We start from the raw sequence: 25116 nt of genomic DNA, 5'->3' as shown, positions 1-25116 counted from the left end.
TAATAAGTCGAAGGAAGCATTGCTCAATTGGTCATGCTTTAATTTATCACATTCTCCTATGCGTATATTCAAGCAGGATTACACTTGTCTTGTATACAAGATATCGAACCTCTATGAAAATCCTTCAATTCCATCCACCGCTTGACGGCAAACAACTAGACTCACGAGCAAAAAAATGAATAACACAGGCCAGCATTATTTCTTGATATAGTCAGCGAACTGCCGGAGGAATTCGAGAGAATGTATATCCTTTCGGAGATGATGGTGAACCAGATCATCCATTTTGCTTGTATCCTGATTCAACATATATTCAAGCATAGTTTGGTGTTCATGCCAGATTTCCATCAGCTTCCCTGCTTCCAGCATATGGAGCTTGCGATATCTGATATAGTGAACATTTGATTGCTGAATCAGCTGCCAAAGAAATTCTCGGCCCACCAATTGGAACATAGTATGGTGGAACTGATCGTCCAAAATGAGAAATTGATCCGTAGCATGATCGTCATCAATGACAGCCCTCTGCCTGTCCAAAATTTCGCTCAGCTTCTGTATATCGCTTAATGCAAATTGCGTAGAAAGCTCCTTCATAATCTCTTTTTCCACTGCGCTTCTCAAGTAGCTCATTTGTTCTACGGACTCCAGATCAATATAAGAGACAATGTTCCCCTTCTTGGGATAAATATCAATATAAGACTCCAGCGCAAGCTGTTTCAGCACATCGCGCAGCGGAGTTCTGGACAACTGGAAGCGTTCTGACAAGGTCGTCTCGCTGAGCAGAGTCCCAGGCTTTAAGGTCAACGACAAAATATCATTTTTCAAAAGCTGCTTGATTTCTTCCTTTGTAAACATAACATTCCTGCCTTCACTTTATAAATCTAGTCTTATTATAAAGCATTTTGATGTGATAGACTCCTCAAAAATTGTCATTGACAAGGATAAACTTTGCATTTTATGATCAAGTCAATCTTGTATACAAGATTAAAAAAATCAATCAGGGAGGGTATCGTTATGAACATGACCTGGAGATGGTATGGGGAAGGCAATGACATTATTACACTGGATCATATCCGGCAAATTCCAGGAGTTATGGGCATTGTTTGGTCTTTACATGAAAAGATAGCCGGTGAAATATGGGAAATGGAGCGAATTCAGGAGGTAGCTGATCAGATTACAAGCAAGGGCTTTAGTACGGCAGTCGTAGAGAGTGTAAATGTCCACGATGATATCAAAATCGGCCTGCCATCCCGCGATCAATATATTGACATTTATATTGATACCATTCGCCAATTGGCCAAAGTGGGAGTCAAGGTGATTTGTTATAACTTTATGCCTATTTTTGACTGGACAAGAACGGAACTGTATAAAGAGCTGCCTGACGGATCCAACGCCCTCTTTTATGAAAAGGCTGCCATCACCGATAATCCCCACCAAATGGTGGATCGGATTCTCAAAGGAGCCGGGAAGTTCACGATGCCAGGCTGGGAACCGGAGCGGTTGGCGAGACTGGATGAACTGTTTGCTGCTTACGCGGATGTCACAGAAGACAAGTTGTTTGATAACCTAAAGTATTTTCTTGAGCGCATCATCCCGGTTTGCGAGGAGGTTGATATCAAGATGGCCATTCATCCTGATGATCCGGCATGGCCCATCTTCGGGCTGCCGAGAATTGTTCGAAGTCGTGAGACCATCCGGCGCATCCTGGATGCAGTGAACAGTCCATATAATGGTCTAACCTTCTGCACAGGCTCACTGGGGACTAACCCCGAGAATGATTTGCCAGCTATGATTCGGGAGTTCCATGATCGTATTCATTTTGCGCATATTCGTAATGTCAAGGTGTTTGAGAATGGCGACTTTATTGAAGTGTCACATCGCGGGAAAGACGGAAGCGTCGATATACCGGAAGTGGTTAGAGCTTATCACGAAAAAGGCTATCAGGGATATGTGCGCCCAGATCACGGTAGACATCTATGGGGAGAAGAAAAGAATTGTCGGCCAGGATACGGTTTGTATGACCGTGCACTGGGAGTTATGTACTTGCTGGGTGTCTGGGATAGTCTCGCTCAAAGCAAGGGAGTGAAATAGATGCTCCAGCTTGACCGGAAAGGTCTTTTAGATAAGGCGGCCTGGGAAGCAGTAGGCATCGAACTGCCGAAGTATGATCTGGAACTTGTAGCCCATAACACCCGAGTTAGACCGCAATGGGTGCATTTCGGAGCAGGCAATATTTTTCGGGGGTTCGTAGCCAATGCACAGCAACAACTGCTGAATAGTTTGAAAGCGGATACAGGTATAATTGCGGCCGAAACCTTTGATTTTGGAATGATTGACAAAGCCTACAAGCCTTACGACAATCTAACCTTACTGGTGTTAATGAGTGCAGACGGTAAATTTCACAAAAGTGTGGTCGCAAGCATCGTTGAGAGCCTTGCAACGGAGCAGAATCGTCCGGACGACTATCTCCGTTTGCTTGAAGTATTTGAAAATCCGACTCTGCAAATGGCCAGCTTCACTGTCACGGAAAAAGGATACGGCCTCACCGGGCCCGACGGTAAGTATCTGGCTGTTGTGGAGAGGGATTTAGTGAATGGTCCTGAACAGCCGGTGCATGTGATGAGCATAGCTACTTCGCTTGCCTATCGGCGTTATTTAAAGGGACAGCATCCAATGACCTTGGTAAGCATGGATAATTGCTCCCATAACGGCGATCTGTTAAAGGATAGTATGATTGCTATCGCCAAGGAGTGGACGCGCAGAGGCCTGGTAGAGAAAGGATTTGCAGACTATCTGCAGAATGAGGAAAAAATAACCTTCCCGCTGACTATGATTGATAAAATCACCCCCCGCCCTTCCTTACAGGTACAATCTGCTCTTCGAGAGCTGGGGTTAGCCGACATGGAGATTGTCGTTACCTCCAGGCATACGTATACGGCTCCCTTTGTCAATGCTGAGGTTAGCGAGTATTTGGTCATTGAAGACAAGTTTACAAACGGGAGACCTGCACTGGAGGAAGCTGGCATCATCTTCACGAATCGGGATACGGTAGACAAAGTGGAGAAGATGAAAGTCACGACCTGTCTCAATCCGCTACATACAGCGCTGGCCCTCTCCGGGTGTCTGCTCGGCTATCAGCTCATTGCAGATGAAATGAAGGATTACACCTTGCATCATCTGGTGGAAACCATCGGCTACAAGGAAGGCTTGCCTGTTGTGGTTGATCCCGGAATTATCCAACCCCAAGCGTTCATTAACGAAGTATTGCAGGAACGCTTCGCCAATCCCTATATTCCAGATACGCCACAGCGGATTGCAACAGATACTTCCCAAAAGATGAGCATCCGTTTTGGCGAAACCATAAAGTCGTATGTTAGCACAGCAGGGCTTGATCCCACCGACCTGACTGCTATTCCCTTGACCATTGCGATCTGGTGTCGTTATTTGCTGGGGGTGGATGATCAAGGAGCACCCTTCACACTCAGTCCGGACCCGTTACTGGATACATTGCAGGGGTATTTGCAGGATACGAAGCTGGGCGATCAGACCTCTGGGGTTCGCAACCTCCTTGAGGATGAAAAACTGTTCGGCGTCCGATTATATGAGATTGGTCTGGGCGACAAGATTGAAGCCATGTTTCATGAAATGCTATCAGGTCCCGGAGCAGTCCGAAGCACCATAGAGAAGTATGTGAACTAGAACTTACATTAAACAATCCCCCTGCCACGAAACTTTGGTCAGGGGGATTTGTAATTCTCATGTTTGTTAGCTTGTTGTCAACAGTAGAACCGGGCCACAACTTTGATTAGAATCCTGCCGTCCAACCCGCATCAGCAGCAATAACTGCCCCATTCACAAAGCTCGACTCGTCTGAAGCCAAGAAAAGGGCTATTTTCGCGATTTCTTCAGCCTGCCCTACACGAGGAATTACGCCTTGCGTGACCTTCGTTCGAGATGCGCCAAACTCATTCAAGTTATGAATCGTTGAAGTAATGTTGGTAGCTGTTGCACCTGGCGCAATGGCATTGCATCGGATGCCTTTTTGAGCATACATAAATCCCGTGTTTTTCGTAATACCGACTACCGCATGCTTTGAGGCGGTATAGGCAGCGCCTGCATGCGCACCACTGAAGCCACCCGTGGATGCCGTATTTATAATTACTCCATTTCCTTTATCCAGGAAGATCGGGATGACTTTGCGAATCGCACGCATAACGCTTTTTGTATTAATATCGAATATCAAATCCCATTTCTCGTCGTCCACATCCCCTACTGGCGCCATGTTATCCATAACGCCCGCATTGTTAACCAAAATGTCGAGAGTTCCGAATTCATTAACAGCTGTATCGATCAAAGCATGTATATCATTCAAATCAGCAACATTGGTTTTTATTGCAATGGCGTTTCCTCCAGCTGATTTAATTCCTGCTGCAACCGCTTCTGCTCCTTCAATGTTCAGGTCTGAAAGAACAACACTTGCCCCTTCTTTTGCAAATAATTCTGCAATCGCTTTCCCCATTCCTGATGCTGAGCCTGTAACGACCGCAACTTTTCCTCCCAAACGCATGAAAGATCCCTCCAATGTTTTTTAGTCAACCGTTCATTTGAAGTATGGATCAACTTCTAAATCAAAGTCAATTGTACGAAAGTACAGGCGAATAATCTATCTTTCATACCATAACCCTGATAGTCCCCCTGTAAGATAAAACTGATGTGTATCACGTTGATAAGGAGCAGGATGCATATTATTAAGAGTTTATCGATTTATTTTTACAATTTCTGTGGAATTATATATATACTTTTCCAGAGTAATGGTATATTCTAGTAAAAACAATGCTCATATAAAAAAATATGACCTTATGGAGGGACAGGCCTTGAAGAGACTTTTCGCTTTAAGTTGTGCTTTCTATCTATTAATCGGCGTCACCAGCGTGGTGCTTGGGACATTACTGCCGACTTTACTGCCTCACTATGGACGGGGGTACAGCGATGGTGGATTACTGCTGTTCTTGCAGTTTTTTGGCTTTCTTGTCGGTGTTCTGCTCACTCCCTTCATGGCTCTACATATGGGCCGCAAGTCCATGCTTGCTATTGCCTTGGGGAGTATTGTCGTCTCATGTACTATCTTGGGCCTACTTCCCTCTTGGAATTGGGTCATTGTAATGGCCATATGGATTGGCTTCGGCTCAGGCATTATTGAATCATCCATCGGAGCGTTCACCATTGAGTTTACGGAGGAGCAAAAAGCCGTAGCGATGTCCAAGCTGGATGTCTATTTTGCACTTGGTGCACTGCTTATGCCTGCGATCGTTAGCCTGTATATCTGGTTTGGAATTTGGAATCTAACCTTTTACACCATCTCCTTTCTCACTTTTATCCTATTGCTATTTTGGCTTACCATGCCTGTTTCCGCCTCCACTCACCTCACTCAAGCAGACATCCGCACTACTGAGCGTTCAGTTGAACAAGCCCGTTACTCAGGACAGCATCGTGTATTGCTAGGAATCTTCATTATTTTCTTCTTTGTTTATATGGGTCTTGAACTTGGACTCATGAACTTCCTACCTTCTATTCTGACCGAAACGCTACAACTTCAGGGATCTGTTGCCTCGCTAGGTGTCAGCGTGCTTTGGATTGCAATGATCATTGGTCGTATGTTCTCAGGAAGGATTGCAGAATCAGCAGGATATATTCCTTATCTGCTATGGAGTGCAATTGGAACTTTCTGTTTCTTAGTCGCTATGGTGTTTATATCCAGCCAATGGGCTACATACCTTCTAATTTTTGGTGCAGGGATATTCATGTCTGGACTCTTCTGTATCGCACTTGTCTACGCCAACGTACTGATTCCGGGAATGACGGAGCGGACGACCAGTATTCTGATTGCGTCAGGCGGAATTGGCGGCTCAGTGCTTCAATACGTAATAGGCTGGAGCATGAGCGAATGGCCAGTGACAGCTAGCCTCTGGATCTTAGGAGGATTTACTTTGATTTTGCTGCTGGCACTTATTCTCACACATCTGTGGAATAATCGGGGCAGCCGAGTAATTGACTCCCTTGTCCATCAGGGCAAGGAAGGATGATATTGTTTTAGTCCTTAGGGGAGGTGAGGCCTATCGCGTTTTTGCTTTTCGGGCAGATTCTGTTGCTGCGGTTATCTCTCATATCTGTGAAATCGCAGGAACAGTCAAATTGTGGCTTCTTTGTCCATTAGGACAAGGAAGGTGATTTTCTTATTTTGGGGAGGTGAGTTCAGCCTCGTTATGCTGATTGGGCGTTACTCTTTTTAAGGATGACTTAATGAAATGTATATTCTGATATGGAGGGGAAATATCGTGCATACCTTGACCAAAGAACGTTTCAGATACGGAAAAGGCATTACTTTGATTGACGATTCAGGTAAGGAGTATTTGGATGGCGTATCTGGCACCTTCAATCTGTCGCTCGGTTATAATCACCCTCATGTCGTCTCCAAAGTACAGGAGCAAGTCGCCAATCTTGCCCACATGTCTTCATCCTTTACCGAGCCTTACGTTGAAGAAGTCCTAGACCATCTAATCCAATATGCCCCGAACGGCATCGATGCCGGGTGGATGAGAGATATTACCGGCTCCACGGCGAATGAATGTGCTGTGAAACTGGCCCAGAAATATACCGGAGCAACTGATATCATCAGCCTGCATCTGTCACATCATGGACAGACCCAGTTCGCAACAGGCATTTCCGGTAATGCCTTTCGCCGCAAGAATTTTCCCAATTCAACTGCGGCATATTCTCTGCATGTGCCTGCCCCCTACTGCTATCGTTGTCCCTTTAATTCTTCACCAGACAAGTGTGGTCATCACTGTATTGAAGCCATATCGGACGCCATTGAATATGCAAGCTCAGGCTCTGTGGCCTGCATGATTATTGAACCCATTCTGGGCAACGGAGGTAATATCATCCCGCCTGCAGGATATTTCAAGCGTCTCCGTCAGTTATGCGATGAGCATGGGATGATTCTGATTGCTGACGAAGTGCAGACTGGGATTGGGCGGACAGGCTACATGTTCGCAAGTGAGCTGTTTGACATCCAACCGGATATTATTACTCTTGCTAAGGGTCTGGGCGGCATTGGTGTCCCGGTTGCGGCGGTCTTGATGCAGTCTCGTCTCGATGTCCTGGAGAAGCACGAGCATTCCTTTACCTCGGGCAGCAATCTGATCTCGGTCACGGCAGCCAAATCCACGCTGGAGGTTGTAAGCGAGCCCGGTTTTCTGGAAGCCGTCCGGTCCAAAGGAAACCTGCTCGGATCCCTGCTGACCGAGATAGCTGACAAGCATGATTGCATTGGTGAGGCTCGTGGCGTCGGACTGATGTGGGGACTGGAAATTGTAGACGAGGACGATAGCCCGGATGCAGTGAAAAGCAATGGAATTATCGATCGTGCATTTGAGGAACAGCAATTAATCCTCAGAGGTTCCCGTTACGGTTATGGCAACGTGGTCAAAGTGAGACCTTCCCTCACGGCTACAGAAGATGAGATTGTCGAAATTGTTAAACGGCTTGACACCGTTCTTGCTACCCTTCACTAACGATCTGCCCAATAGGCCAAAGGAGGAATTATTCATGCTTGCACTGGTATACAAATCAGCTTGGGATGTCGCACTTGAGGAAAGACCTATCCCGGAGATTAAAAAAGATAACGATGTACTCGTCCGGATTCGGGCGACAGGCGTATGCGGTACGGATCTAGGCATCATTAGTGGCAAATATCATGCCGTGCCGTCCACGATCTTGGGCCACGAATCAGCGGGGGATGTGATCGCTGTAGGATCAGCCGTCAGTTCACTACAGCCTGGAGACCGGGTGGTAATTGATCCAACATACTACTGCGGGCAATGCGAAATGTGCCGGACAGGAAGACAGAATCATTGCACACACAAATCCGTAACAGAGACCGGAGTCAGCGCCGACGGTACGTTCACCGATTATTATGTGACTGAGGACCGTTTTTTGTACAAGCTGAAGGACCATATCAGCTACGAAGAAGCGACGCTGACCGAACCGCTGAGCTGTATGCTGACCGGAATCAACCAGATTAACCTGCTGCCTAACTTCACAACCGTTATTATAGGTGCGGGTCCGATCGGGATTCTGTACAGCTATGCTCTTGCTTCGAAAGGCGTAACTGGTTGCCTTGTTGACATCTCGGAGGAACGGCTCGCCATAGCGGATTCTATTGCCCCCGAACGGTGGTCCGCGCACGCCACACTGGAATCGGCCATTCATAAGCTGGCTCCGTTAAAAAATCAGGTGGACATGATTGTGGACACCACAGGAGTGGTCGGCACTGAGGTACTAAGCCAGCTTGCGAGCGGCGGGTATTTGATGCTGGTGGGGCTGAGAGATGGGATAAGCTCGTTTAATCCGAAAGAGGTAGTTGACCGTAGCCTTAAAATCATCGGCTCCATTGATTCTCTGGGCACGTTCTCCACGGCACATTACCTGATTGAGCAGCAAATCATTCCCGCCAAAAAAATCATTACCCACTCGTATCCGCTGGACGACTACCATGAAGCCTTCAAGACGCTTGGATGCAATATCAGCGAGCGGACACTTCAGCCTTCGTCGCAGGCGATCAAGATTGTGCTGCAATCGAATGGCTCCGGCAACTAAATTTAGCTACTAACAAGGGGGAGAATGGACATGACGAGCATCCATCATGTTACACCGACGAATAATGAATACACAGGAGACCTATCAGCGTCCGTTCCGGTCAAAGCGGTCATCTTCGACATGGACGGGGTGTTGGTAGACAGCGAACCGATTTATTTTGAAGTTGAACGCAGCTCCTTTGCCCATTTCGGTGCACCCATGACGGAAGAAGAGCACCATACCTATGTCGGAGTGACACTCGAATCCATGTGGCGTCAAGTGCTGGACAGGCATCAACTCACTCATACATTGGAAGAGGCGCTTGCCTATCACCGAAAAAATGTGATGCAGACCATAACAGCACACGAGGGCCTGGTGGCGATCAACGGACTGGAACGGTGGCTGGACTGGCTACAGGAAAAAGGAATTCCGGTTGCAGTAGCCTCTTCCTCTCCACGGTCGTTGATTGATCTCATTATGGAAAAAACGGGACTGGGCCGTTACTTTGATATTCGAATCACCGGAGAAGAAGTATCCCAGGGTAAGCCGGCTCCGGACATCTTCCTATATGCCGCCGAACTGCTAGGTATAGCCCCGGCCCATTGTATTGTTATTGAGGATTCACGAAATGGTGTTCATGCGGCCAAGAGTGCGGGTATGCGCTGCATTGGTTTACACAACCCAGGCTCGGGCCAGCAGGATTTATCCAAGGCAGATCACCGTATTTTCAACTATGATGACCTGTGGGCGCTTAAAGAGAACTTGCCATTCGGGGAATAGTTGCCTGCCAAGAGAAGGACCGTAAGATGCTGGAAGGCATATCTCCTCTATAAATATATTAAACCGCATAACCTTTAAAATGGATGAGGACATATATAAATATGCCCCATAGAGTACACAGTTGAGTATGTTAACCTACCCTGTGTGTACTCTATGGGGTATGCTTTACATCAAATATTTTTTAACCCCATTTTGTTACGGAAAAAACTGAACTTAGGAATGCCATAATCGGAATTTTTATAGTATGTATTTTATGTGTCAAGTAGCAGTTTTCCGCTTTGGCCATCCTCATCAGTCCCGGCTTTCACACCCAAATACACCTCTTCCCTTTTGGGTCCATTAAAAACCATTTTATTATAAGACGCTTGCTCTTAATCATTACTTTATGTGCATATAAGCTAGTTTATAGTATCTCATATTGCTGTGCTCAGTTGTGCAGTCGTTTTTCAATGATGTTCTACTGGAGGATCACTGTGAAGGTCTTGATCCCGCTCTGTAAAGTTCCAGCGAGTAAAGGTAACCTCAAAACCCTCTCGGGTTGGCGAACAGGTATAAGGACCGGCCTGATTTCCGGTGGTGTAGGGAAAACGCGCCACACGTATCGTTCGCCATCCGTGCTGCTCCGTCCTTGCGCGAATAATTACAGCATCCTTGATGATGGAAGCGCGCAGGGTGACTTCTTCACCGACCCACTCTGGCACAGCCGCAAGCGACCAGTCAGAATATCCAGCGGTTACGACTGTGGAAAGCTGAGGAATGCCGTCATTGATTTCTATCCCCGCTTTAATCCATTGCTCCGGGCCATGGTATAACAAAATACCTGCCTGATCGTAAAGCTCCGTAAATGATGCGAGTTGAAACGACACTTCCACCGCCGTGTTATGATTCCAATCCGATAATAGAGCGGACCCATCCTCAAATTCAAAACCATATAAAGTCTTTTTCCAGAAGTCTCTTCCCTTTTCAGGCGCAACCTTAAGAAAATCTCCTTCTTTCCGGGCATATAGAGGTGAATTGATCCAATTCCCTTCCTCCCATTCCATTCTCTTTTTAGTCATCTTTTTGTCCTCCCTTGTTCAATAAAGGTGTGTCGTTCTAAGCAAACATTAGATACCAATAGATCGCGATCTCGTCACTTTCTCTATTTAGACCTTTGTAGACGTAGGAGTCGAATCCACCGATCACAAAACCGCAGCTTTCATAGAATTTACATGCGCGAACATTATTGCTTTGTGTCTCCAGCATGATCCCTGGCATTCCGCCATCTTTCGCCCAGCGTTTAGCCTGTTCGATTAGTTTCTTACCGATACCGAGGCTTCTATATTGCTTGTCGACTTTGATATCTTCCACATATGCATATTTGTTCCAATTTCTTTTCAGAACAATTTGACCTACAACTTGATTATTTACGAGCGCTAAATATATGATTTGATCGGGATTGCTGATATAGTTCGAATAATCCTCAACTGTATCTTCCTCAAGCTGATCATCATCGTAGCTTTTTTTGCTAATAGGCCTCTCCTTCACCGTATATTCGATTTGCTGTCCCGTTAATTGCAAGACAAAGGTAGAATCCACGATAAAGCTACCATCAATGTTAGTACCACGCTCACCGTCCTCAGCCTTCAGTTCTCTGATTAAAATATCCATTTTCACCTCCCCCATCTTGAAGCAAAATCAAATTGCATTAATACTGCACATTCTTCAAATCTACATCAGTTTAACGCTGTTCCGTTCTAACCATTATAACAAAGTTTCGCCATTTTCTGTATAATCCATCAAACATATTAAACCTTCTCCCATTCCCGATTCCGTTCATAAAGTGAGCTAGTAATAATACGGTCCAGCAGCTGCGTAAAGGTTATGCCTGCTGCAGCTGCACTCTTCGGAAGCAGGCTGTTAGCAGTCATTCCGGGTAAGGTGTTTACCTCCAGTACATAAGGTACATCCTGACACAAAATCATATCGACCCTTGCATACACCTTGCACTGCAGCAGCCGATAGCTGACAAGTGCCGTCTCGCGCACACGCTGCTCGATAACGGGAGGAAGCTGGATTACCTTCTCCTCAGCGCCGCCGATCTCATATTTCGCTTTATAGTCAAACCATTCAGAATGAGCGGAGCGAATTCCGATGATTGGTAATACCTCGCCATCCACAATTGAGCAGGTAAGCTCCGTTCCTTGAATAAAAGGCTCAACTAAAAGCGTCTGATCCAAACCGCAAGCCTCCTGAATAGCCGAGTGAAGCTCCATCTCATTATGCACAAGCTGGATGCCGATGCTGGATCCTCCCATATTCGGCTTCACAATAACGGGGTAACCCAACTGCTCTACCGCTTGCTGATCATAATCGTCCCTTCCCTGCCAGCAGAGACCTGCAGGCGTATGCACCCCTGCCGACTTCAGCAGCATCTTGGACAGCTGCTTATTCATGCACAGGCTGCTTGCCAGAACACCGCTCCCTGTATAGGGAATGCCTAGTGTCTCCAGCGCTCCCTGCACCGTGCCGTCTTCTCCATATTGGCCATGCAGCGCCAACAGTGCAAAATCGATGCCTGCGTGCTGAACCTGTGCGATTAAATCCGCTGGCTGATCAATCGCAATTGGAACCACTTCATAGCGGCTGCGGTCCAAATGATTCAGCATCTCTTGACCTGTCTGCAGCGAAACCTCACGCTCAGTGGAAGTCCCTCCCATAATAACGCCTATCTTCATCATGACCCCCCATTTTCTTGAAAAATCATAGTGCAATTACAGGTTGTTCTTATGACCACATGCCTTATGAAAGTTACGCACCTGTTGGCCTATGATCTGAATCCCCCGCTCGATCTGTTCATCGGTTACTCGGGAAAAACCAAGCCGCAAAGTATTCGTCCCTTCACCTTCTTGTATAAAAAACTTGTCTCCAGGTGTATATATAACCCCTTGATTTATGCATACTTCAAGCAACTGGCGCGTATTTACGCCTGACGGAAAGGTAAGAAACACATGTAAGCCCCCATCGCCAGATAGTTGCGCCTCAGAGAGATGGGTTTCACAGCATGCCTTTGTAAGCTCGTATTTGCGCTTATACTCCATACGTGCTCTTTTTACATATTTCTCAAAATTTCCATTGAGCAGATATTGATATAATATCGATTGGTCGATCGTTGAGGTATGAATGGTGCGCGCCCGCTTAATGCTTTCCAGAGTGTCAATCAGCGCTCGATCTCCAAGCACCCAGCCTACTCGCAAGCCAGGGAACAGCACCTTGGAGAAGCTGCCTATATAGATTACTCCGTTCCCTCGCCCTGCTGTTGCTATTAATGGCGCAATATGAGCTCCTGAATAGCGCAGCTCCTCATTAAAACCATCCTCAATCACCGGAATCTGATAGCGCATCATTAAATTCATTACAGCGCTTCGCTTTGCTGGCGACATGACAATGCCTGTAGGATTGTGATAGGAAGGAGTCAAATAAGCGAGATCGAAGCTATTTGTCTGCTTCTGCAATACCGCTTCAAGCTGATCTACATTAATACCATCCCGCTCCATTGGAATACCGGTAATCTCAAAACCTTGTAGTTTTAAATTTTTGATCGCTGTGTGATGGGTTGGATTTTCACAAATTACCGTACCGCGGCGCGCTGAAGGGCGGAGTGCCGACAACACAATGTCAAAGCCTTCTGTAAACCCGCTTGTAATCAGTATATCCTTGCCGCTTATATCGACGCCCTTATTCTCCATATATCCCATCAGGTAATCGATCAGTGGTTTGTAACCCTTGGCATAGCCGTAGTTGAGCAGCACCTGCCCTTCGATTGCCATCCGATCCATAAAGGCTCGCCTTACATCTCCCAGATCAAACAGCTGCTCATCCGGTGCGATGCTTGTAAACGAGATGGTTCCTTTTGGGGTGCGAATGCCCTGCTTCATCATATCAAGCTCTGCAGCCGATACAGCGTACTTGCTCATTCTTGTCTTCCAATTAATCTGCCAGGCGAAGGAGGCGTCAGACCCTCCGTTATCCACAGCCAAACGGCCCACCATAGCGGCCACATAGCTGCCTCTACTCGGTATCGTATACGTAAATCCATCGTCCTCCAGACCTTCATAGGCTGCAATAACTGTATTGCGACTCACCTTGAGCACACTGCTCATTTCTCGTGTGGAGGGTAGCTTCTGATCCTTATGAAACGTCCCTTTTATAATTAAACGTTTAATATATTCTTTTACTTGTATCGCGACCGGACGGTCACCAACAAGCTTAAAATCTTGGAACATGGTTCATCGCCCTCCATCTACAATGATGGCACAGGTAACAAAAGAAAAAAAGAACCACCGCTCTGGACTTTTCATCCTTCGATGGTTCCTTCGATTTTATTCCAGCACATCCGCACCATAACCGTGCCCCCAGATGGTTGTTTACCCAAAGATTATCTTTTGACTAATCTCGAAATCCTTAATGGTTGCATCCGGTCTTAAAACTTTATTTTGATCCAGCTCAGATAACGGACCACCATTTCTAACCTTCTTTATCCAATCATGATTTGCAAGTGCCCCTTTCCCTATAGTCTAACCCTGCTTGCCCTAATTACATGAAAATAACTTCGGCCTCATCCTCTTTTCCTGACCATTTATGCTGATAATCATTAACCTTAGCCTGGGAAATTCGAATGCCTACTGTAAAATCGGGGCCAACGGCTTGGCGAATTGCAGTAGCCACTTCAACCAAGAGTCGTATCCGGTTTTCAATGGATCCACCGTATTCATCTGTTTGACGATTCGTATAGTCCGTAAGGAACTGATCAAGCAAATAACCATTTGCTCCATGGATCTCCACGCCATCAAATCCTACGCTCTTCGCACGAACGGCTGAAGCAACAAATCCACGGATGACTTCCTCAATATCTTCTTTCGTTGCAGCGATCGGAGTAGAAAACGATTCAGCACCACCATAAAAAGCTAGAGGTTCACCCTTTGGAAGCACTTCTGACGGAGCTAGATTTTGGGACTTGAATCGATTTCCTTGTGATAAGGCTCCTGCATGCTCAAGCTGCACAACAATAGATGAGCCTGCTGCATGAACAGCATCCACCACTTTTTTTCCAAGATGTGATTTGCTCCTCATTCACTAAACCAGACTGATTAAAATAACACTGGCTATACAATTCATCTGTATATGTTCCTTCTGTTATGATTAGACCAAGCCCCCACGAGCGAAAGAGGCATAGTAAGCTGCCATTTGATCAGTGGCTAATCCTTCCGATGTAGCACTGATACGTGTCATTGGAGCTACGCCTACACAGTTAATTAACACGTTATTACCTATCTGCACGCTCTTAAACAATGTATTTAGTTGTCCCAATTCACATCCACCTCTAACATTAGATTCATTCGTAACACATTCAATACTTGATTTATGATCATCGAACAAGTACATTATAAACCGGTATATTTTATCGGTAAAATTGATGTTATCGAACGATTAATTCAACAAAATTGAACTGTTATTAACGAAAGACGTGGACGTATGGAACTTCGTTATTTGATCACATTAAAAACCATTGTCGAAACAGGAGGATTTAAAAAAGCAACTGAACACTTGGGTTACGCTCAGTCTTCTGTGACGACACATATTAAGGAATTGGAATCTGAGGTCGGCAAGCCCATCTTTGATCGCTTAGGTAAGAAGGTGGTTCTAACCCATCACGGTCATCAGTTTCTCCCTTATGCACTTAAGATCATTGAGCTCTACACTCAGGCACTAACGACCAATGATGAACCTACCGGCAACTTGACATTAGGAATCTCAGAGTCGTTAATGATCTGCCGTATTCCATCATTGCTTGTTGAATATAGACAAATGTATCCCAAAGTCAATCTTTCTCTGAAATCTTTGGATTATCAAGATGTCTCTCATGCTGTTCAGACCGGTGAGATTGATTTCCTTGTCGCCTTGGAGAAAGAAGGCTGGGGAGCTAATGTGTTAAGAGCGGTTTAGGCATCTCCATGGTTCCTTTTTTCTCCGTTAAAGAGGAACTAGAACATTACAAGCTTCAGGGTGAAGAGGTTGGACCAGACTGTCCTGCAATATCAACATATTTGGCATATCACAAAGATAAATGGCCCTCACCTGCTATGAAGGAAATGATCAAGCTCATTAAAAGACATGCGGAGAAATGGGGCTAGTTTCCTGTGAGGGTGATATCATATGTATTTTGTAGTTATAAATTGTTCTTCTCTGTATATTGACATATCGCAAGTGACTTTCAGGGTCTTATATATCATGATGTACTATTTTAGGAGGAACGCAACCAGATGGATATTTGTTACTGTTATCACGGCAAACAAGTTTGTGAACCCAGCTATTCATGGGGACCCGGCATCAAAGGACAATACAAAATCATGTTTATCCATGCGGGTAGAGGCGTTTACCAGATTGACGGTAAGACCTTTCATCTTCAGCAAGGCGAAGGATTTATCGTATACGATAACATTCTTTGTTACATGGAGGCAGACCAAACTGATCCTTGGATTTATTCTTGGATAGCCTTTTCGGGTAACGGGGTTATACCTCTATTCGAGCAGGCGCACATTTCTCCCCTTCATCCCGTATTCAGGTACTCCCCGTTGTTTTGGTTTGATTCTTATTTGGAGGAATTTTCCGCCTGCGACGTGAACCACAGCACCAGTGAACTGCGAAGACAGAGCATTTTGTTCAGGTTACTTGCCGATTGGATCGAAATGTTGGTTGCTACGAGTCAACTACTGCCCGAGGTACGGCCCAAAGACGCCTACATCCGTAAAGCGGTCGAGTTTATTCGAATGAACTATAACCAAAGAGTTTCCATTTCCGAGGTCGCACACATAGTTGGCATTGATCGTGTCTATCTGTCCGTTCTTTTCAAGGAAATTCTTAATGTTTCCCCTCAGCAATACTTGTTGAACCTCCGGATGGACAAAGCAAGCGATCTGCTGGACAATTCGCAGCTGTCCATCACGGAAGTCTCCTATTCTGTTGGCTATAGCGACCCGCTGCTGTTCTCCAAAATGTTTAAAAAAGTGAAGGGACTTTCTCCATCACACTTTCGCGCAAGGCTTAAAAGAGACAGCTTAATGGGTCTTTCAAGCCTTGACTGATTTGTTCGTTTAATGAATCGTATTGTTGCTCTGACATTACCAGGGGACATCCCCGATATTATGCATAACCTGGTCGATCTCTTGAAGATCCGCTGCTGATAGCGGATCCGCATGTACTGCTAGCACGTTTTCCTCAATTTGACCTACACGGCTTGCACCGATTAGCACCGAATCGACGCCGCCTTCGCGTAGCGCCCATGTCAACGCCATTTGCGGTAGCGTCTGACCGCGGCGCTTCGCGATCGTCTCTAGCGCACGGAATTTGTTGATCCGCTCCTGAGATACGGCCTCCGGTTTCAGTGTGCGCTGGCCTGTTTTAAACTCAGTTTCCAGCTTCTCGATGTATTTTCCCGTCAACTGTCCGCGACCAAGCGGGCAGAAAGCCACTGTGCCGGCTCCCACTTCAGTCAGCACGTCCTGCAATCCGTTCTCAATCCACCGGTTCAGCATTGAATACATAGGCTGGTGGACGAGCAGCGGTGTACCAAGGTTCTTAAGGATCATAGCTGCTTGCTTCGTTTCCTCCGGTCCGTAATTGGATAAACCGACATACAGTGCTTTGCCTGATTTTACAGCATGAGCAAGCGCTCCCATCGATTCCTCTAATGGGGTATCACCATCGGGACGATGATGGTAAAAGACATCGACATAGTCGAGTCCCATTCGTTGAAGGCTGCGGTCCAGGCTTGCAAGCAGGTTTTTTCTCGAACCCCACTCACCGTACGGACCAGGCCACATATAGTAGCCAGCTTTAGTTGAAATAAACAGCTCATCCCGATAAGGTGCAAGGTCTTTTTTTAAAACGTGTCCAAAGGTCTCTTCGGCCGATCCGGGAGGCGGTCCGTAATTGTTTGCCAAATCAAAGTGCGAGACACCAAGATCGAAGGCGCGTAATATCATTGCACGACTATTCTCAAACGGTTTGTCCCCTCCAAAATTTTGCCACAAGCCGAGCGAAATGGCCGGCAGCCTGACGCCGCTCCGTCCAATCCGCCGATATTTCATTTGTTCGTATCGATTTTCTTGTGCGATATAAGTCACCTGATTTCATCCTTTCTCATTCCTAGCGAAATGCTGACCTCCCACGTACCCGCTTCTTATTTTTCATTTCATGCCTCCCTCAAGACATGTCATAAGGTTGAGGACTTAACCTTAGGCAGCTCAAGTATATCTAACAATTCTTATGTATTGGAATGTCACTGTGATAGTAGTACATGTCATAATGTTATTAGATAACAGGACAGCTCCTAAAAAAGAAGCCAAGAGCGAGTAATGTGCTCTTGGCTTGCTTGAAAAGGCGCTGCATTCGACTTTGGATTTATTCTGCCAGCATAAATACCCTTGAATAGTTTCACTAGAGGAATTTGCTCGCTTTCCCGATGGTGCTCTGATATCCGACCGAAGCCAGTCTTCACATGTCGTTTACCAATAAGTTCGTGTCAATGTAAGGGCTAATTCTTGGTTTGCTTTTCACCTATTTTTCGAATTTGTATCCAATACCAAACACGGTAGTAATCAGATCGCTTGCATCCAATTTCTTGCGAAGCCTTTGTATGTGTGTATCAACAGTCCGAGTATCGCCGACAAAATCATATCCCCATACAATATCCAGCAGTTCCGAGCGTGTGAACGTTTTGCCTCGGTGATTTATCAGAGTCATAAGTAAATCAAATTCTTTCGGAGTCAAGTCAATTGGAATACCATTTTGTTTGACAAGATGTTCCTCGACAATAATTTCGATTTGTTTAAACCGAATTACTTTACTCTCCGTATTTTTTCCATTGTTTGCTTGATCTACCCTCCGGAGGATTGTCCGAATCCGAGCAATAACCTCCCTTAAATCAAAAGGCTTTGTAATATAGTCATCCGCGCCGAATTCAAGACCAAGGATTTTATCAGTGATATCCGATTTCGCGGTAATCATCAAGATCGGTATGTTATAACTTGCAGTTACTTGTTTGCAAATATCTAATCCGCTTTGATCCGGCAGCATCCAGTCAAGTAGCAAAAGATTAGGTTGAAATTGTTGAAGTTCAACCATCCCTGCTGCTCCATTTGCCGTAGTTCGCGTTTCAAACCCCTCCATTGAAAGTCCGTATGATAATAAATCTGCTATTGGTGTATCATCTTCAATAATGAGAATTTTTGCTTTATTCATCATAACCCCCGTCTTCTCTCGTTAATCCGCGATATCATAATGTTAATGATTAGTTAGGGAATAATCAACTCGGAACATAATACAGTAATCTTTGCACCTTGGACTGCAGTTCATGAAAACATCAGCCGTTTCTGGCGTTTTGTGTGACACAACGAAGGATGCCTATTTTATAACAAAGAAAAACAACCTTGCTCCAGTCCGAGGACTAAGATAAGGTTGCACTTAAAAGGAGGTTTATTGATTCTATTTATAAGCCACATGTTAATGGCATTTTTGCACAACGGACAACATACCGCCAAAACATCCAGTGAATTGAATATTCACAAAAATACGCTGCTTTACCGCGTAAATAAGATCAAAAAATTACTCAATTCCTCGCTTGATGAGGGTGACGAACTCTTCTCTTACCAGTTGTCTTTCAAAATTTTAAATTATATGTCCTCGCAGCTGTAGCCTTATTTTTCCCAACTACAAAACACGGTACTTCATGAAGACCTGTTAGGAATGTGTTATTGCAGCGTCACGTTGTCAACGTAAACGGCTGACTTACCGCTGCTGTTCTCCGAGGCAAGAAATTGTACGCCGATTTCCCTAACATCGTCAAGATTAGGTACAGATGTAAGGTTGAACGACAACGTCGTACCTCCAGACGAATTAATCTTGACGGCTTTACCAGCATACCAAGCCCAACCTGATCCTGTCTTGGCATAAATCTTGGCATGGAGTCCGTCACCTGCGGAGTCCCAAGATGCATGTTTGACGGTCGCGCTTAGCGTGGTCTTACCACTTAGGTTGCGGCTTTGTGAGAGAAGCAGGTAGTGCTGGGAATTGGCAGACATGATGATATCCGCTTTAAGAGAATTACTGCCCTTGGATGACCACTCGTTTACGCTCCATGGACCATCGGATATATTCGAACCGGTCCAACCCTGCGTACTACCCTCGAAGTCATATAATGTGTTTGCGCTACTGCCACCGCAAGCCGCATTCTGCCTCCACTCGGCATATGGAGCGTGCCCAGCTAAAATGCTTTTCAGATAGTTACCTCCTGCTGTGAGACTCCCGTTCGTATTGAAAATACTGGCGCCTTCTGTCTTGTCATTAATCGCCCAGTTGGCCCATGACAGGTTATTCTGGTTCATCCAGTCAAGCCATTGGTTCGTGGAATCGTAATTAATGCCGCCGTCGCCATCCGCGTTAACAAAGCCCATCTCGGTAACAAACAGCGGGATACCCTTGCTCATTGCGTAGTTGGCTTTGTCCCGGAGCGACTGAAAATGAGATCCAGCGTAAAAGTGCAATGTATAGGCGATATTACCAGAGGATGTAATGGGGTCGTTCGCTGCCTGATCTACACTCTGAGACCAGAACGGCGTTCCAACGACAATCAGATTGTCGGAATGTTGACGAATGGCCGGGATGACTTGCTCAGCGTAACTTTTGATTGTCCCCCACGAGACTTGGGTAGGTTCGTTATAGATCTCAAAAATGACGTTATCATAGCTTCCGTATTCCTGCGCCATCCGGCTGAAGAAACTTTTGGCAGCGTTGACGTTGTTGTGCGCGTCATGTGAGTGCCAATCGATAATGACATAGATCCCTTTTGCGATTGCCATGGACCGGACCAGTTGCTCCAGAAGTAACTCGCCCCTTTGACCATCATCGGTCGATTCGTTTTGGAGCCGTTAATCTTGTTTCCACTTGCTTTCATTTCACCGAAATAGCTTACAGGGTTTGCGCAGGCAGCTGCAGAAGCAGGCGTTGCAGGTATGACCGCTTGAAAAAGCAGCGTTAATAAGCTGAACAGTAGGATCATGGTTAACGACTTAGTGAATGAATTGAACGACATTTTCATAATTCTCTTCTCCCTTTAATATGGCATGGTTACGCGAAAAATTTCGGCAAGTAGCCCCGATATTCATCAGCATATCGGCTGGGTTCAAGAACAGTGACAGTATACATACTTGTTATCGAAAACGTTTTAGAATTCAATACCAATTTTCTAGTTTTATATCTTTCACAAAAAGTATAAATTTATTAATTTCAAAGAAGAATATGAAATTTGATCAGTCGGCAACAAATTCTTAGCATTTAATTACCGAAAACGTTTTCGGTAATTAAATGCTAAGAATGTTAGTAAAACCTCCTGCTCCCATAGATTCAACCATTAACATCTCCAGGCTTGCATTGGGTTTACAACATATCGCCCTACGTCTTCCGGGTCATCACCTTCTTTCAAAATCATATCTATTCTAGTTTCCTCCCCTCTGACGCAATATGAGGCTTTCCCTTTTGTCCATAACTCGGGAATGAAACAAGAACGAGCAGAAGAATGTTTGATTCAAGGAAACTTATGTTAAGCGCTTACATCATAATTAAAATACAATTTGTTTTTGTGTTTGTCAATTCTTAAAAAACTATTCCTTATACTGTCCTGTCGAGTCTCGTACAACCAGATCTGCCGGGACAATCTCCGTCGGCGGTGAATAATCGGGATTCTCAATCATTCGGATGAGATGCTCTCCTGCTTTCATTCCCATTAGAGTAATGTTCTGATTGATCGTCGTAAGCTTAGGCATGGTCAGCTCCGCATAGAACGTGTTGTCAAACCCAACGACGGAAATGTGCTCAGGTACTCGCTTTCCGATTTCGCGAATTGCTTCGATCGCACCGGTCGCCATATAGTCTGAAGAGCAGATCACGCCGGACGGTGCTTCCGGAAGCTGTAGCAGGCGCTTCATCGCCTTATATCCACCTTCAATGCTGTATTTCTCTACCTCAACATATTTGGCATAGTAAGGAAGATCGCTCGAGCGCAGCCCTTCCTGATACCCGGAAAATCTCGTTTGACCAACCAGACATCCCAAATCCCCGGAAATAAAGGCGATGCGTTTATGTCCAAGTTCCACCAAATGCTGAACACCTAAGTAAGCACCTCTGCGATTGTCGGCTGTTACATAGCCGGTTCTAGGTCCCAGCAGATCGGTATCAATCATCATCGTCGGCATCTCAGCCTGAAGCAGATCCAAAAAATTTTGATTAGTTCGATCGACACCAAACATGACAACTCCATCTACATTGCGGCTGATGCAATGCTTAGTGAAGGTATAATCGGGATTGCTAAGATTCGGTGATAGAAAGAGCAGGTCATAACCGCTATCTTCAAGAGACTTTCTTAACCCATCAAGAAGCTCCGAAATAAAAGGATTCGTGAAGAAATCCAGCAGGAACATCCCGACCGTCCAGGAACGCTTTTTCACGAGGCTTCGGGCAACCACATTCGGCTGGTAGTTTAGCAATTCAATCGCCTTGTTTACCTTATTCCTCGTTTTGCTGCTGACATCAGAATAATTATTAATCACTTTGGATACCGTTGCCACTGATACCCCTGCTTGTTTGGCCACCTCATGGATAGATGCCATTACACTCACCCCAAACCAAAATAAACGAATTCACACACAGTACATAACCATTTACTATATATTATACGCGATGCTCAGCCTCATAGGAAACGTTCAGTAATATCGAATAAACAAAAAAAGTCGCCAATACGGCGACTTCCAAGCGTATATGTTTTTGTCCATTGATAACAGTGACAACAAGTTTACCCTTTTCTTCTTTGTGCATTTTTAACTTCCTTTGCTTCTAGTTGATCTCCAAATAGTCAATGTATGCATCCCATGTTCCGTTTTCAGCTGTTAGAACGAGCTCAATCTCTTGATTTCCGGCTCCATGGCTGACATTGGTTAGAGTATAGACCGCGGGATTGCTCCCGCCGAAGTAGAAGGTCCCCTTTGCCTGTCCACCGATTTTTAGGTCGACTCTGGCCATGTTGGAATTACTTGAAGCACCACGGAGTGAAAAATGATGGGTGCCGCTCGCAAAATATTGCGTGTACTTCACCAAATCATTGTTAGAATATAAAGCAACTCCGTTGAACGGCAAACTGATATTCCCGGTGTACTGACCGCCTTTGGTCATACTCTCGACTTCCACTTTTGTACCTGCGCTTGGAGGAGATGTAGAGCTGTCAGGCGCCACCGCGCGACCGGTGGTCGGCGAGATCATGCCAGAGCATAGGCTACGGCTCTTGAGATTTTGTGCAATCTGCGGGATCGCTTGGAGCGTCGTCTGGTACTGGTCATGCATAAGGAGCACGTCGCCGTTTTGCAACCTGTTCGCAGACGCTACGATTTGGGCCGTAGTGGCACCGTTCCAATCCTGGGAATCAACGCTCCACAGCACTTCAGTAAGAGCATTTTGGCTCTCGATGGATTTCAAGGTCGAGTTGGTCGCACCGTATGGCGGACGGAACAGCTTTGGTGCAGTTCCAGTAATCGACTGGATCGCCTGCTGCGTCCGTGTGATTTCTGACGACATTTGCGAGCTACTCAACGTAGTCATATCCGGATGCGTATAGGAGTGGTTACCGATCCACATGCCTGCGTCCGCTTGGTCCCGTACCAGAGACGGACTATTCTGCGCGTTCTGCCCGATGTTGAACATCGTTGCGCGCAAACCGGCCTGCTTCAGAGCCGCAAGCAGTTTTGTCGTGTTACTGGTATTTGGGCCATCGTCGAACGTCAAACCTACGTAACCGTTCGCGCAACTCGCATCGGCAGCACTGGCGACAGACATCATCGGTACGGAGAACAATGTACCGATAAGCATCAGGGCCATTGTGCCTTTTACTAGCTTTGCTTTAAGCATAAAAGTATCTCCTATTCATATAGTATTTGTTTTCACCAAGATTTGGACTGAAAGATTTTCCGTTTGCATTCCCCTGCTCTGCTACGGGTTTAATTGCCAAAAAAAGCCACGTATCTATTGATTGTAAACGTTTACAAATAGTATTTTATCATCGAATTCTTCTTATTTAACCTGCAAAGATTTAACCTTATGCTGTAAAATATTTAGTTTTTTGTACAAAAAAGCTGACATCATGATGTATCAATGTCAGCTCTATAAAAATTATTATTTCCTATTAATGATCCAAGGAAGCCTTTTCTCCCTTGAACACGATCATAAAAATGGCACCGCCTGTAATTACTACAGCTAGAAGAAGTAACGTTAAATTGCTGTATAAGTATGCTGCAACGTCAGTAACGATTGGGAAAATAGAAAAGTTGAACCTCAGCTGTGTAAGCAGTCCGCCTACAACTGCGATACCGATCCCTTCCGCCAAAAAGCAGGAAAAATTCAAAAAACCCATACCTGAACCTGATTCGTCAGCACTTAGCGAGCCTGCCACAATGGTTGAGATGACCGTTTTGACAAAGGATAGTCCACCAAAAATCAAAACCAATGCTCCTGAGATGATCCAGGGGCTACGATCGGAAAAAAGTGAAACGATTAAAAGACCCGACCCCAGAAGCAATAACCCTGCAACCATGACAAAACGAGCTCCCTGCCTATCGACCAAAGAACCGCCAACGATCCCGAAAAGAATCACGCTAATCGTTCCTGGAAACAGAACACCGCCTCCAATAAGGCTTGTCGACATCTGGTGCACTTCTCTCATCATATAAGGGACCATAGACATAAATCCTGCAACGGTTCCTAGAAGTATTCCACCTACAAATACGCCGACAATAAATCTTCTCCTCTTGAATAAAGCTGGTTCTATGAAAGGTTCCTTAGCTCTTCGAATTCTCAGCACAAATCCTATGAAAAGAATGACACTGATGTTCAAATACCACCACTCGTAATGTGTCGTAAATAAAGTGAACGAAACCGTTCCAAGAACAAAGAGCAGGCCTCCCGGAACATCAAGTCCACCTTTTTTCACAGGTTCGTCAGAGAGCGTCCGTAAGAAAAACGGTAGTGTGACTAGCGTCATCATGGGCAGGAAAAACAGATAGGACCAATGTACATAGTCCGCGATCCAGCCTCCAAGTATAGGACCAAAACCTTCTCCCAAGGCAATGGTCGATCCAATCATACCAAAAGCTTTTCCTTGATGCTGCATTTCGATACTTTTGGTAACAATGACCATAATCAGCCCAGGGACGGCAGAAGCACCCGCTCCTTGGATAAATCGTGCAACAAGCAAAATCGGAAACCAGGCATGAAAAAGCAAGCCAATTAGCGATCCCCCGCCGTATATCATCATACTGATGAAAATGAGTTTTTTTACGCCGTAAATGTCCGATATTTTTCCGTAAACGGCCGTTCCTACGGCAAAAGAAAGAATGAAGCTGGTATTAACATAATTTGCAGCGGATGGCTTAATTCCAAATTGAGCGGCAATGTCGGGCAACGATACGTTGAACACCGTCTCATTCAATACGCTGAAAAATGCAAGCACGCACAGCCAAATCAAAGAATTAGGAATACGTTTCTCAATCGATTTTTCCATTATGCAAACCCCTTAAAAATGCCAGGGATTACGCAGTTTATAGGGCCAGTGATGCGTTATCCCCT

General features: G+C 45.5%; 22 protein-coding genes and 1 pseudogene. 9 read left to right on the top strand and 14 right to left on the bottom strand.

From position 1 onward, the window contains the following. Nucleotides 1-195 precede the first annotated feature (195 nt). Nucleotides 196-849: a GntR family transcriptional regulator gene (locus MMB75_RS23995; RefSeq protein WP_103042417.1), complete on the bottom strand. Its 654-nt coding sequence runs from the start codon at nucleotides 847-849 to the stop codon at nucleotides 196-198. A 159-nt stretch (nucleotides 850-1008) separates the two neighbouring features. On the opposite strand from MMB75_RS23995, the gene uxuA reads away from it, so the two are divergent. Together uxuA and MMB75_RS23985 are read left to right on the top strand one after the other, a co-directional pair. Further along, entirely contained in the window at nucleotides 1009-2085 is a 1077-nt protein-coding gene (gene uxuA, locus MMB75_RS23990) for a mannonate dehydratase (RefSeq protein ID WP_103042416.1), read from the top strand. Then, complete coding sequence (locus MMB75_RS23985; RefSeq protein WP_044787900.1) at nucleotides 2086-3693, top strand: mannitol dehydrogenase family protein; 1608 nt, start codon at nucleotides 2086-2088, stop codon at nucleotides 3691-3693. Nucleotides 3694-3799: 106 nt separating this feature from the next. On the opposite strand, the gene MMB75_RS23980 is transcribed toward MMB75_RS23985, so the two are convergent. Beyond that, entirely contained in the window at nucleotides 3800-4561 is a 762-nt protein-coding gene (locus tag MMB75_RS23980) for an SDR family oxidoreductase (protein ID WP_044787902.1), read from the bottom strand. 307 nt (nucleotides 4562-4868) lie between these two features. On the opposite strand from MMB75_RS23980, the gene MMB75_RS23975 reads away from it, so the two are divergent. The 4 genes from MMB75_RS23975 to MMB75_RS23960 all read left to right on the top strand — a co-directional run bounded on the left by MMB75_RS23975 (nucleotide 4869) and on the right by MMB75_RS23960 (nucleotide 9411). Then, nucleotides 4869-6077, top strand: coding sequence for an MFS transporter (locus tag MMB75_RS23975; RefSeq protein WP_016818785.1), 1209 nt, complete (start codon nucleotides 4869-4871; stop codon nucleotides 6075-6077). A gap of 222 nt (nucleotides 6078-6299) precedes the next feature. Continuing rightward, nucleotides 6300-7568 (top strand): aspartate aminotransferase family protein, encoded by a 1269-nt coding sequence (locus MMB75_RS23970; protein ID WP_017426895.1) that lies wholly within the window; start codon nucleotides 6300-6302, stop codon nucleotides 7566-7568. 34 nt (nucleotides 7569-7602) lie between these two features. Beyond that, entirely contained in the window at nucleotides 7603-8652 is a 1050-nt protein-coding gene (gene gutB1, locus MMB75_RS23965; RefSeq protein ID WP_019687253.1) for a 2-amino-2-deoxy-D-mannitol dehydrogenase GutB1, read from the top strand. A 30-nt stretch (nucleotides 8653-8682) separates the two neighbouring features. After that, nucleotides 8683-9411 carry an HAD family hydrolase gene (locus tag MMB75_RS23960; RefSeq protein ID WP_103042415.1) on the top strand — a complete coding sequence of 243 codons (729 nt, stop codon included), beginning with the start codon at nucleotides 8683-8685 and terminating at the stop codon, nucleotides 9409-9411. A 446-nt stretch (nucleotides 9412-9857) separates the two neighbouring features. Here MMB75_RS23960 and MMB75_RS23955 read toward each other — a convergent pair whose 3' ends face one another. From MMB75_RS23955 to MMB75_RS26280, 6 genes are all read right to left on the bottom strand, one after another. Next, nucleotides 9858-10469: a DUF1349 domain-containing protein gene (locus MMB75_RS23955; RefSeq protein WP_016818781.1), complete on the bottom strand. Its 612-nt coding sequence runs from the start codon at nucleotides 10467-10469 to the stop codon at nucleotides 9858-9860. 37 nt (nucleotides 10470-10506) lie between these two features. Further along, nucleotides 10507-11061 carry a GNAT family N-acetyltransferase gene (locus MMB75_RS23950; protein WP_016818780.1) on the bottom strand — a complete coding sequence of 185 codons (555 nt, stop codon included), beginning with the start codon at nucleotides 11059-11061 and terminating at the stop codon, nucleotides 10507-10509. A 137-nt stretch (nucleotides 11062-11198) separates the two neighbouring features. Further along, the gene (locus MMB75_RS23945) at nucleotides 11199-12128 is read right to left on the bottom strand and encodes a D-alanine--D-alanine ligase (RefSeq protein ID WP_017426893.1); all 930 of its coding nucleotides are present in this window, start codon (nucleotides 12126-12128) and stop codon (nucleotides 11199-11201) included. A gap of 36 nt (nucleotides 12129-12164) precedes the next feature. Then, nucleotides 12165-13676, bottom strand: a complete 1512-nt coding sequence (locus MMB75_RS23940; protein WP_017426892.1) for an aminotransferase-like domain-containing protein — start codon at nucleotides 13674-13676, stop codon at nucleotides 12165-12167. 310 nt (nucleotides 13677-13986) lie between these two features. Next, the gene (locus tag MMB75_RS26285) at nucleotides 13987-14523 is read right to left on the bottom strand and encodes an oxidoreductase (RefSeq protein WP_167441011.1); all 537 of its coding nucleotides are present in this window, start codon (nucleotides 14521-14523) and stop codon (nucleotides 13987-13989) included. Nucleotides 14524-14592: 69 nt separating this feature from the next. After that, nucleotides 14593-14760: a hypothetical protein gene (locus tag MMB75_RS26280; RefSeq protein ID WP_162835295.1), complete on the bottom strand. Its 168-nt coding sequence runs from the start codon at nucleotides 14758-14760 to the stop codon at nucleotides 14593-14595. A 165-nt stretch (nucleotides 14761-14925) separates the two neighbouring features. Here MMB75_RS26280 and MMB75_RS23930 point away from each other — a divergent pair. Continuing rightward, nucleotides 14926-15584 (top strand): annotated as a pseudogene (locus tag MMB75_RS23930) (LysR family transcriptional regulator). A gap of 129 nt (nucleotides 15585-15713) precedes the next feature. Continuing rightward, nucleotides 15714-16535, top strand: coding sequence for a helix-turn-helix domain-containing protein (locus tag MMB75_RS23925; protein WP_044787906.1), 822 nt, complete (start codon nucleotides 15714-15716; stop codon nucleotides 16533-16535). Between the two features lie 36 nt (nucleotides 16536-16571). Here the strand turns inward: MMB75_RS23925 and MMB75_RS23920 are convergent, their stop codons facing one another. Next, entirely contained in the window at nucleotides 16572-17576 is a 1005-nt protein-coding gene (locus MMB75_RS23920; protein ID WP_016818776.1) for an aldo/keto reductase, read from the bottom strand. Between the two features lie 433 nt (nucleotides 17577-18009). Continuing rightward, nucleotides 18010-18693: a response regulator transcription factor gene (locus MMB75_RS23915; protein ID WP_025364861.1), complete on the bottom strand. Its 684-nt coding sequence runs from the start codon at nucleotides 18691-18693 to the stop codon at nucleotides 18010-18012. A gap of 258 nt (nucleotides 18694-18951) precedes the next feature. Between MMB75_RS23915 and MMB75_RS23910 the strand changes: the two genes are divergently transcribed. Further along, nucleotides 18952-19146, top strand: a complete 195-nt coding sequence (locus MMB75_RS23910; RefSeq protein ID WP_228552616.1) for a helix-turn-helix domain-containing protein — start codon at nucleotides 18952-18954, stop codon at nucleotides 19144-19146. Between the two features lie 56 nt (nucleotides 19147-19202). Here the strand turns inward: MMB75_RS23910 and MMB75_RS23905 are convergent, their stop codons facing one another. The 4 genes from MMB75_RS23905 to MMB75_RS23890 form a co-directional block, all read right to left on the bottom strand. Continuing rightward, nucleotides 19203-20309, bottom strand: a complete 1107-nt coding sequence (locus tag MMB75_RS23905; protein ID WP_277511191.1) for a glycoside hydrolase family 5 protein — start codon at nucleotides 20307-20309, stop codon at nucleotides 19203-19205. A gap of 801 nt (nucleotides 20310-21110) precedes the next feature. After that, nucleotides 21111-22115, bottom strand: a complete 1005-nt coding sequence (locus MMB75_RS23900) for a LacI family DNA-binding transcriptional regulator (RefSeq protein ID WP_016818772.1) — start codon at nucleotides 22113-22115, stop codon at nucleotides 21111-21113. A 223-nt stretch (nucleotides 22116-22338) separates the two neighbouring features. Then, nucleotides 22339-23403, bottom strand: coding sequence for a polysaccharide deacetylase family protein (locus MMB75_RS23895; RefSeq protein WP_103042412.1), 1065 nt, complete (start codon nucleotides 23401-23403; stop codon nucleotides 22339-22341). Between the two features lie 274 nt (nucleotides 23404-23677). Further along, a complete protein-coding gene (locus tag MMB75_RS23890; protein ID WP_103042411.1) occupies nucleotides 23678-25051 on the bottom strand; it encodes an MFS transporter in 1374 nt (457 codons plus the stop codon). Between the last annotated feature and the right edge of the window lie 65 nt (nucleotides 25052-25116).

The organism is Paenibacillus sp. P2(2022), assembly GCF_029522175.1.
GTDB classification, from domain to species: Bacteria; Bacillota; Bacilli; order Paenibacillales; family Paenibacillaceae; genus Paenibacillus; species Paenibacillus polymyxa.
This window is presented reverse-complemented; position numbering and strand designations above follow the sequence as displayed.

Excerpts from the sequence above, each read along its gene's own strand:
- MMB75_RS23890 (WP_103042411.1), bottom strand. The coding sequence starts at position 25,051 with ATGGAAAAATCGATTGAGAAACGTATTCCTAATTCTTTGATTTGGCTG.
- MMB75_RS26285 (WP_167441011.1), bottom strand. The coding sequence starts at position 14,523 with ATGAGGAGCAAATCACATCTTGGAAAAAAAGTGGTGGATGCTGTTCAT.
- MMB75_RS23910 (WP_228552616.1), top strand. The coding sequence starts at position 18,952 with ATGTTAATGGCATTTTTGCACAACGGACAACATACCGCCAAAACATCC.
- MMB75_RS23895 (WP_103042412.1), bottom strand. The coding sequence starts at position 23,403 with ATGCTTAAAGCAAAGCTAGTAAAAGGCACAATGGCCCTGATGCTTATC.
- MMB75_RS23950 (WP_016818780.1), bottom strand. The coding sequence starts at position 11,061 with ATGGATATTTTAATCAGAGAACTGAAGGCTGAGGACGGTGAGCGTGGT.
- MMB75_RS23915 (WP_025364861.1), bottom strand. The coding sequence starts at position 18,693 with ATGAATAAAGCAAAAATTCTCATTATTGAAGATGATACACCAATAGCA.
- MMB75_RS23970 (WP_017426895.1), top strand. The coding sequence starts at position 6,300 with ATGTATATTCTGATATGGAGGGGAAATATCGTGCATACCTTGACCAAA.
- MMB75_RS23925 (WP_044787906.1), top strand. The coding sequence starts at position 15,714 with ATGGATATTTGTTACTGTTATCACGGCAAACAAGTTTGTGAACCCAGC.
- uxuA (WP_103042416.1), top strand. The coding sequence starts at position 1,009 with ATGAACATGACCTGGAGATGGTATGGGGAAGGCAATGACATTATTACA.
- MMB75_RS23940 (WP_017426892.1), bottom strand. The coding sequence starts at position 13,676 with ATGTTCCAAGATTTTAAGCTTGTTGGTGACCGTCCGGTCGCGATACAA.
- MMB75_RS23945 (WP_017426893.1), bottom strand. The coding sequence starts at position 12,128 with ATGAAGATAGGCGTTATTATGGGAGGGACTTCCACTGAGCGTGAGGTT.
- MMB75_RS23900 (WP_016818772.1), bottom strand. The coding sequence starts at position 22,115 with ATGGCATCTATCCATGAGGTGGCCAAACAAGCAGGGGTATCAGTGGCA.
- gutB1 (WP_019687253.1), top strand. The coding sequence starts at position 7,603 with ATGCTTGCACTGGTATACAAATCAGCTTGGGATGTCGCACTTGAGGAA.
- MMB75_RS23955 (WP_016818781.1), bottom strand. The coding sequence starts at position 10,469 with ATGACTAAAAAGAGAATGGAATGGGAGGAAGGGAATTGGATCAATTCA.
- MMB75_RS23960 (WP_103042415.1), top strand. The coding sequence starts at position 8,683 with ATGACGAGCATCCATCATGTTACACCGACGAATAATGAATACACAGGA.
- MMB75_RS23980 (WP_044787902.1), bottom strand. The coding sequence starts at position 4,561 with ATGCGTTTGGGAGGAAAAGTTGCGGTCGTTACAGGCTCAGCATCAGGA.
- MMB75_RS23985 (WP_044787900.1), top strand. The coding sequence starts at position 2,086 with ATGCTCCAGCTTGACCGGAAAGGTCTTTTAGATAAGGCGGCCTGGGAA.
- MMB75_RS23905 (WP_277511191.1), bottom strand. The coding sequence starts at position 20,309 with ATGGCAATCGCAAAAGGGATCTATGTCATTATCGATTGGCACTCACAT.
- MMB75_RS23995 (WP_103042417.1), bottom strand. The coding sequence starts at position 849 with ATGTTTACAAAGGAAGAAATCAAGCAGCTTTTGAAAAATGATATTTTG.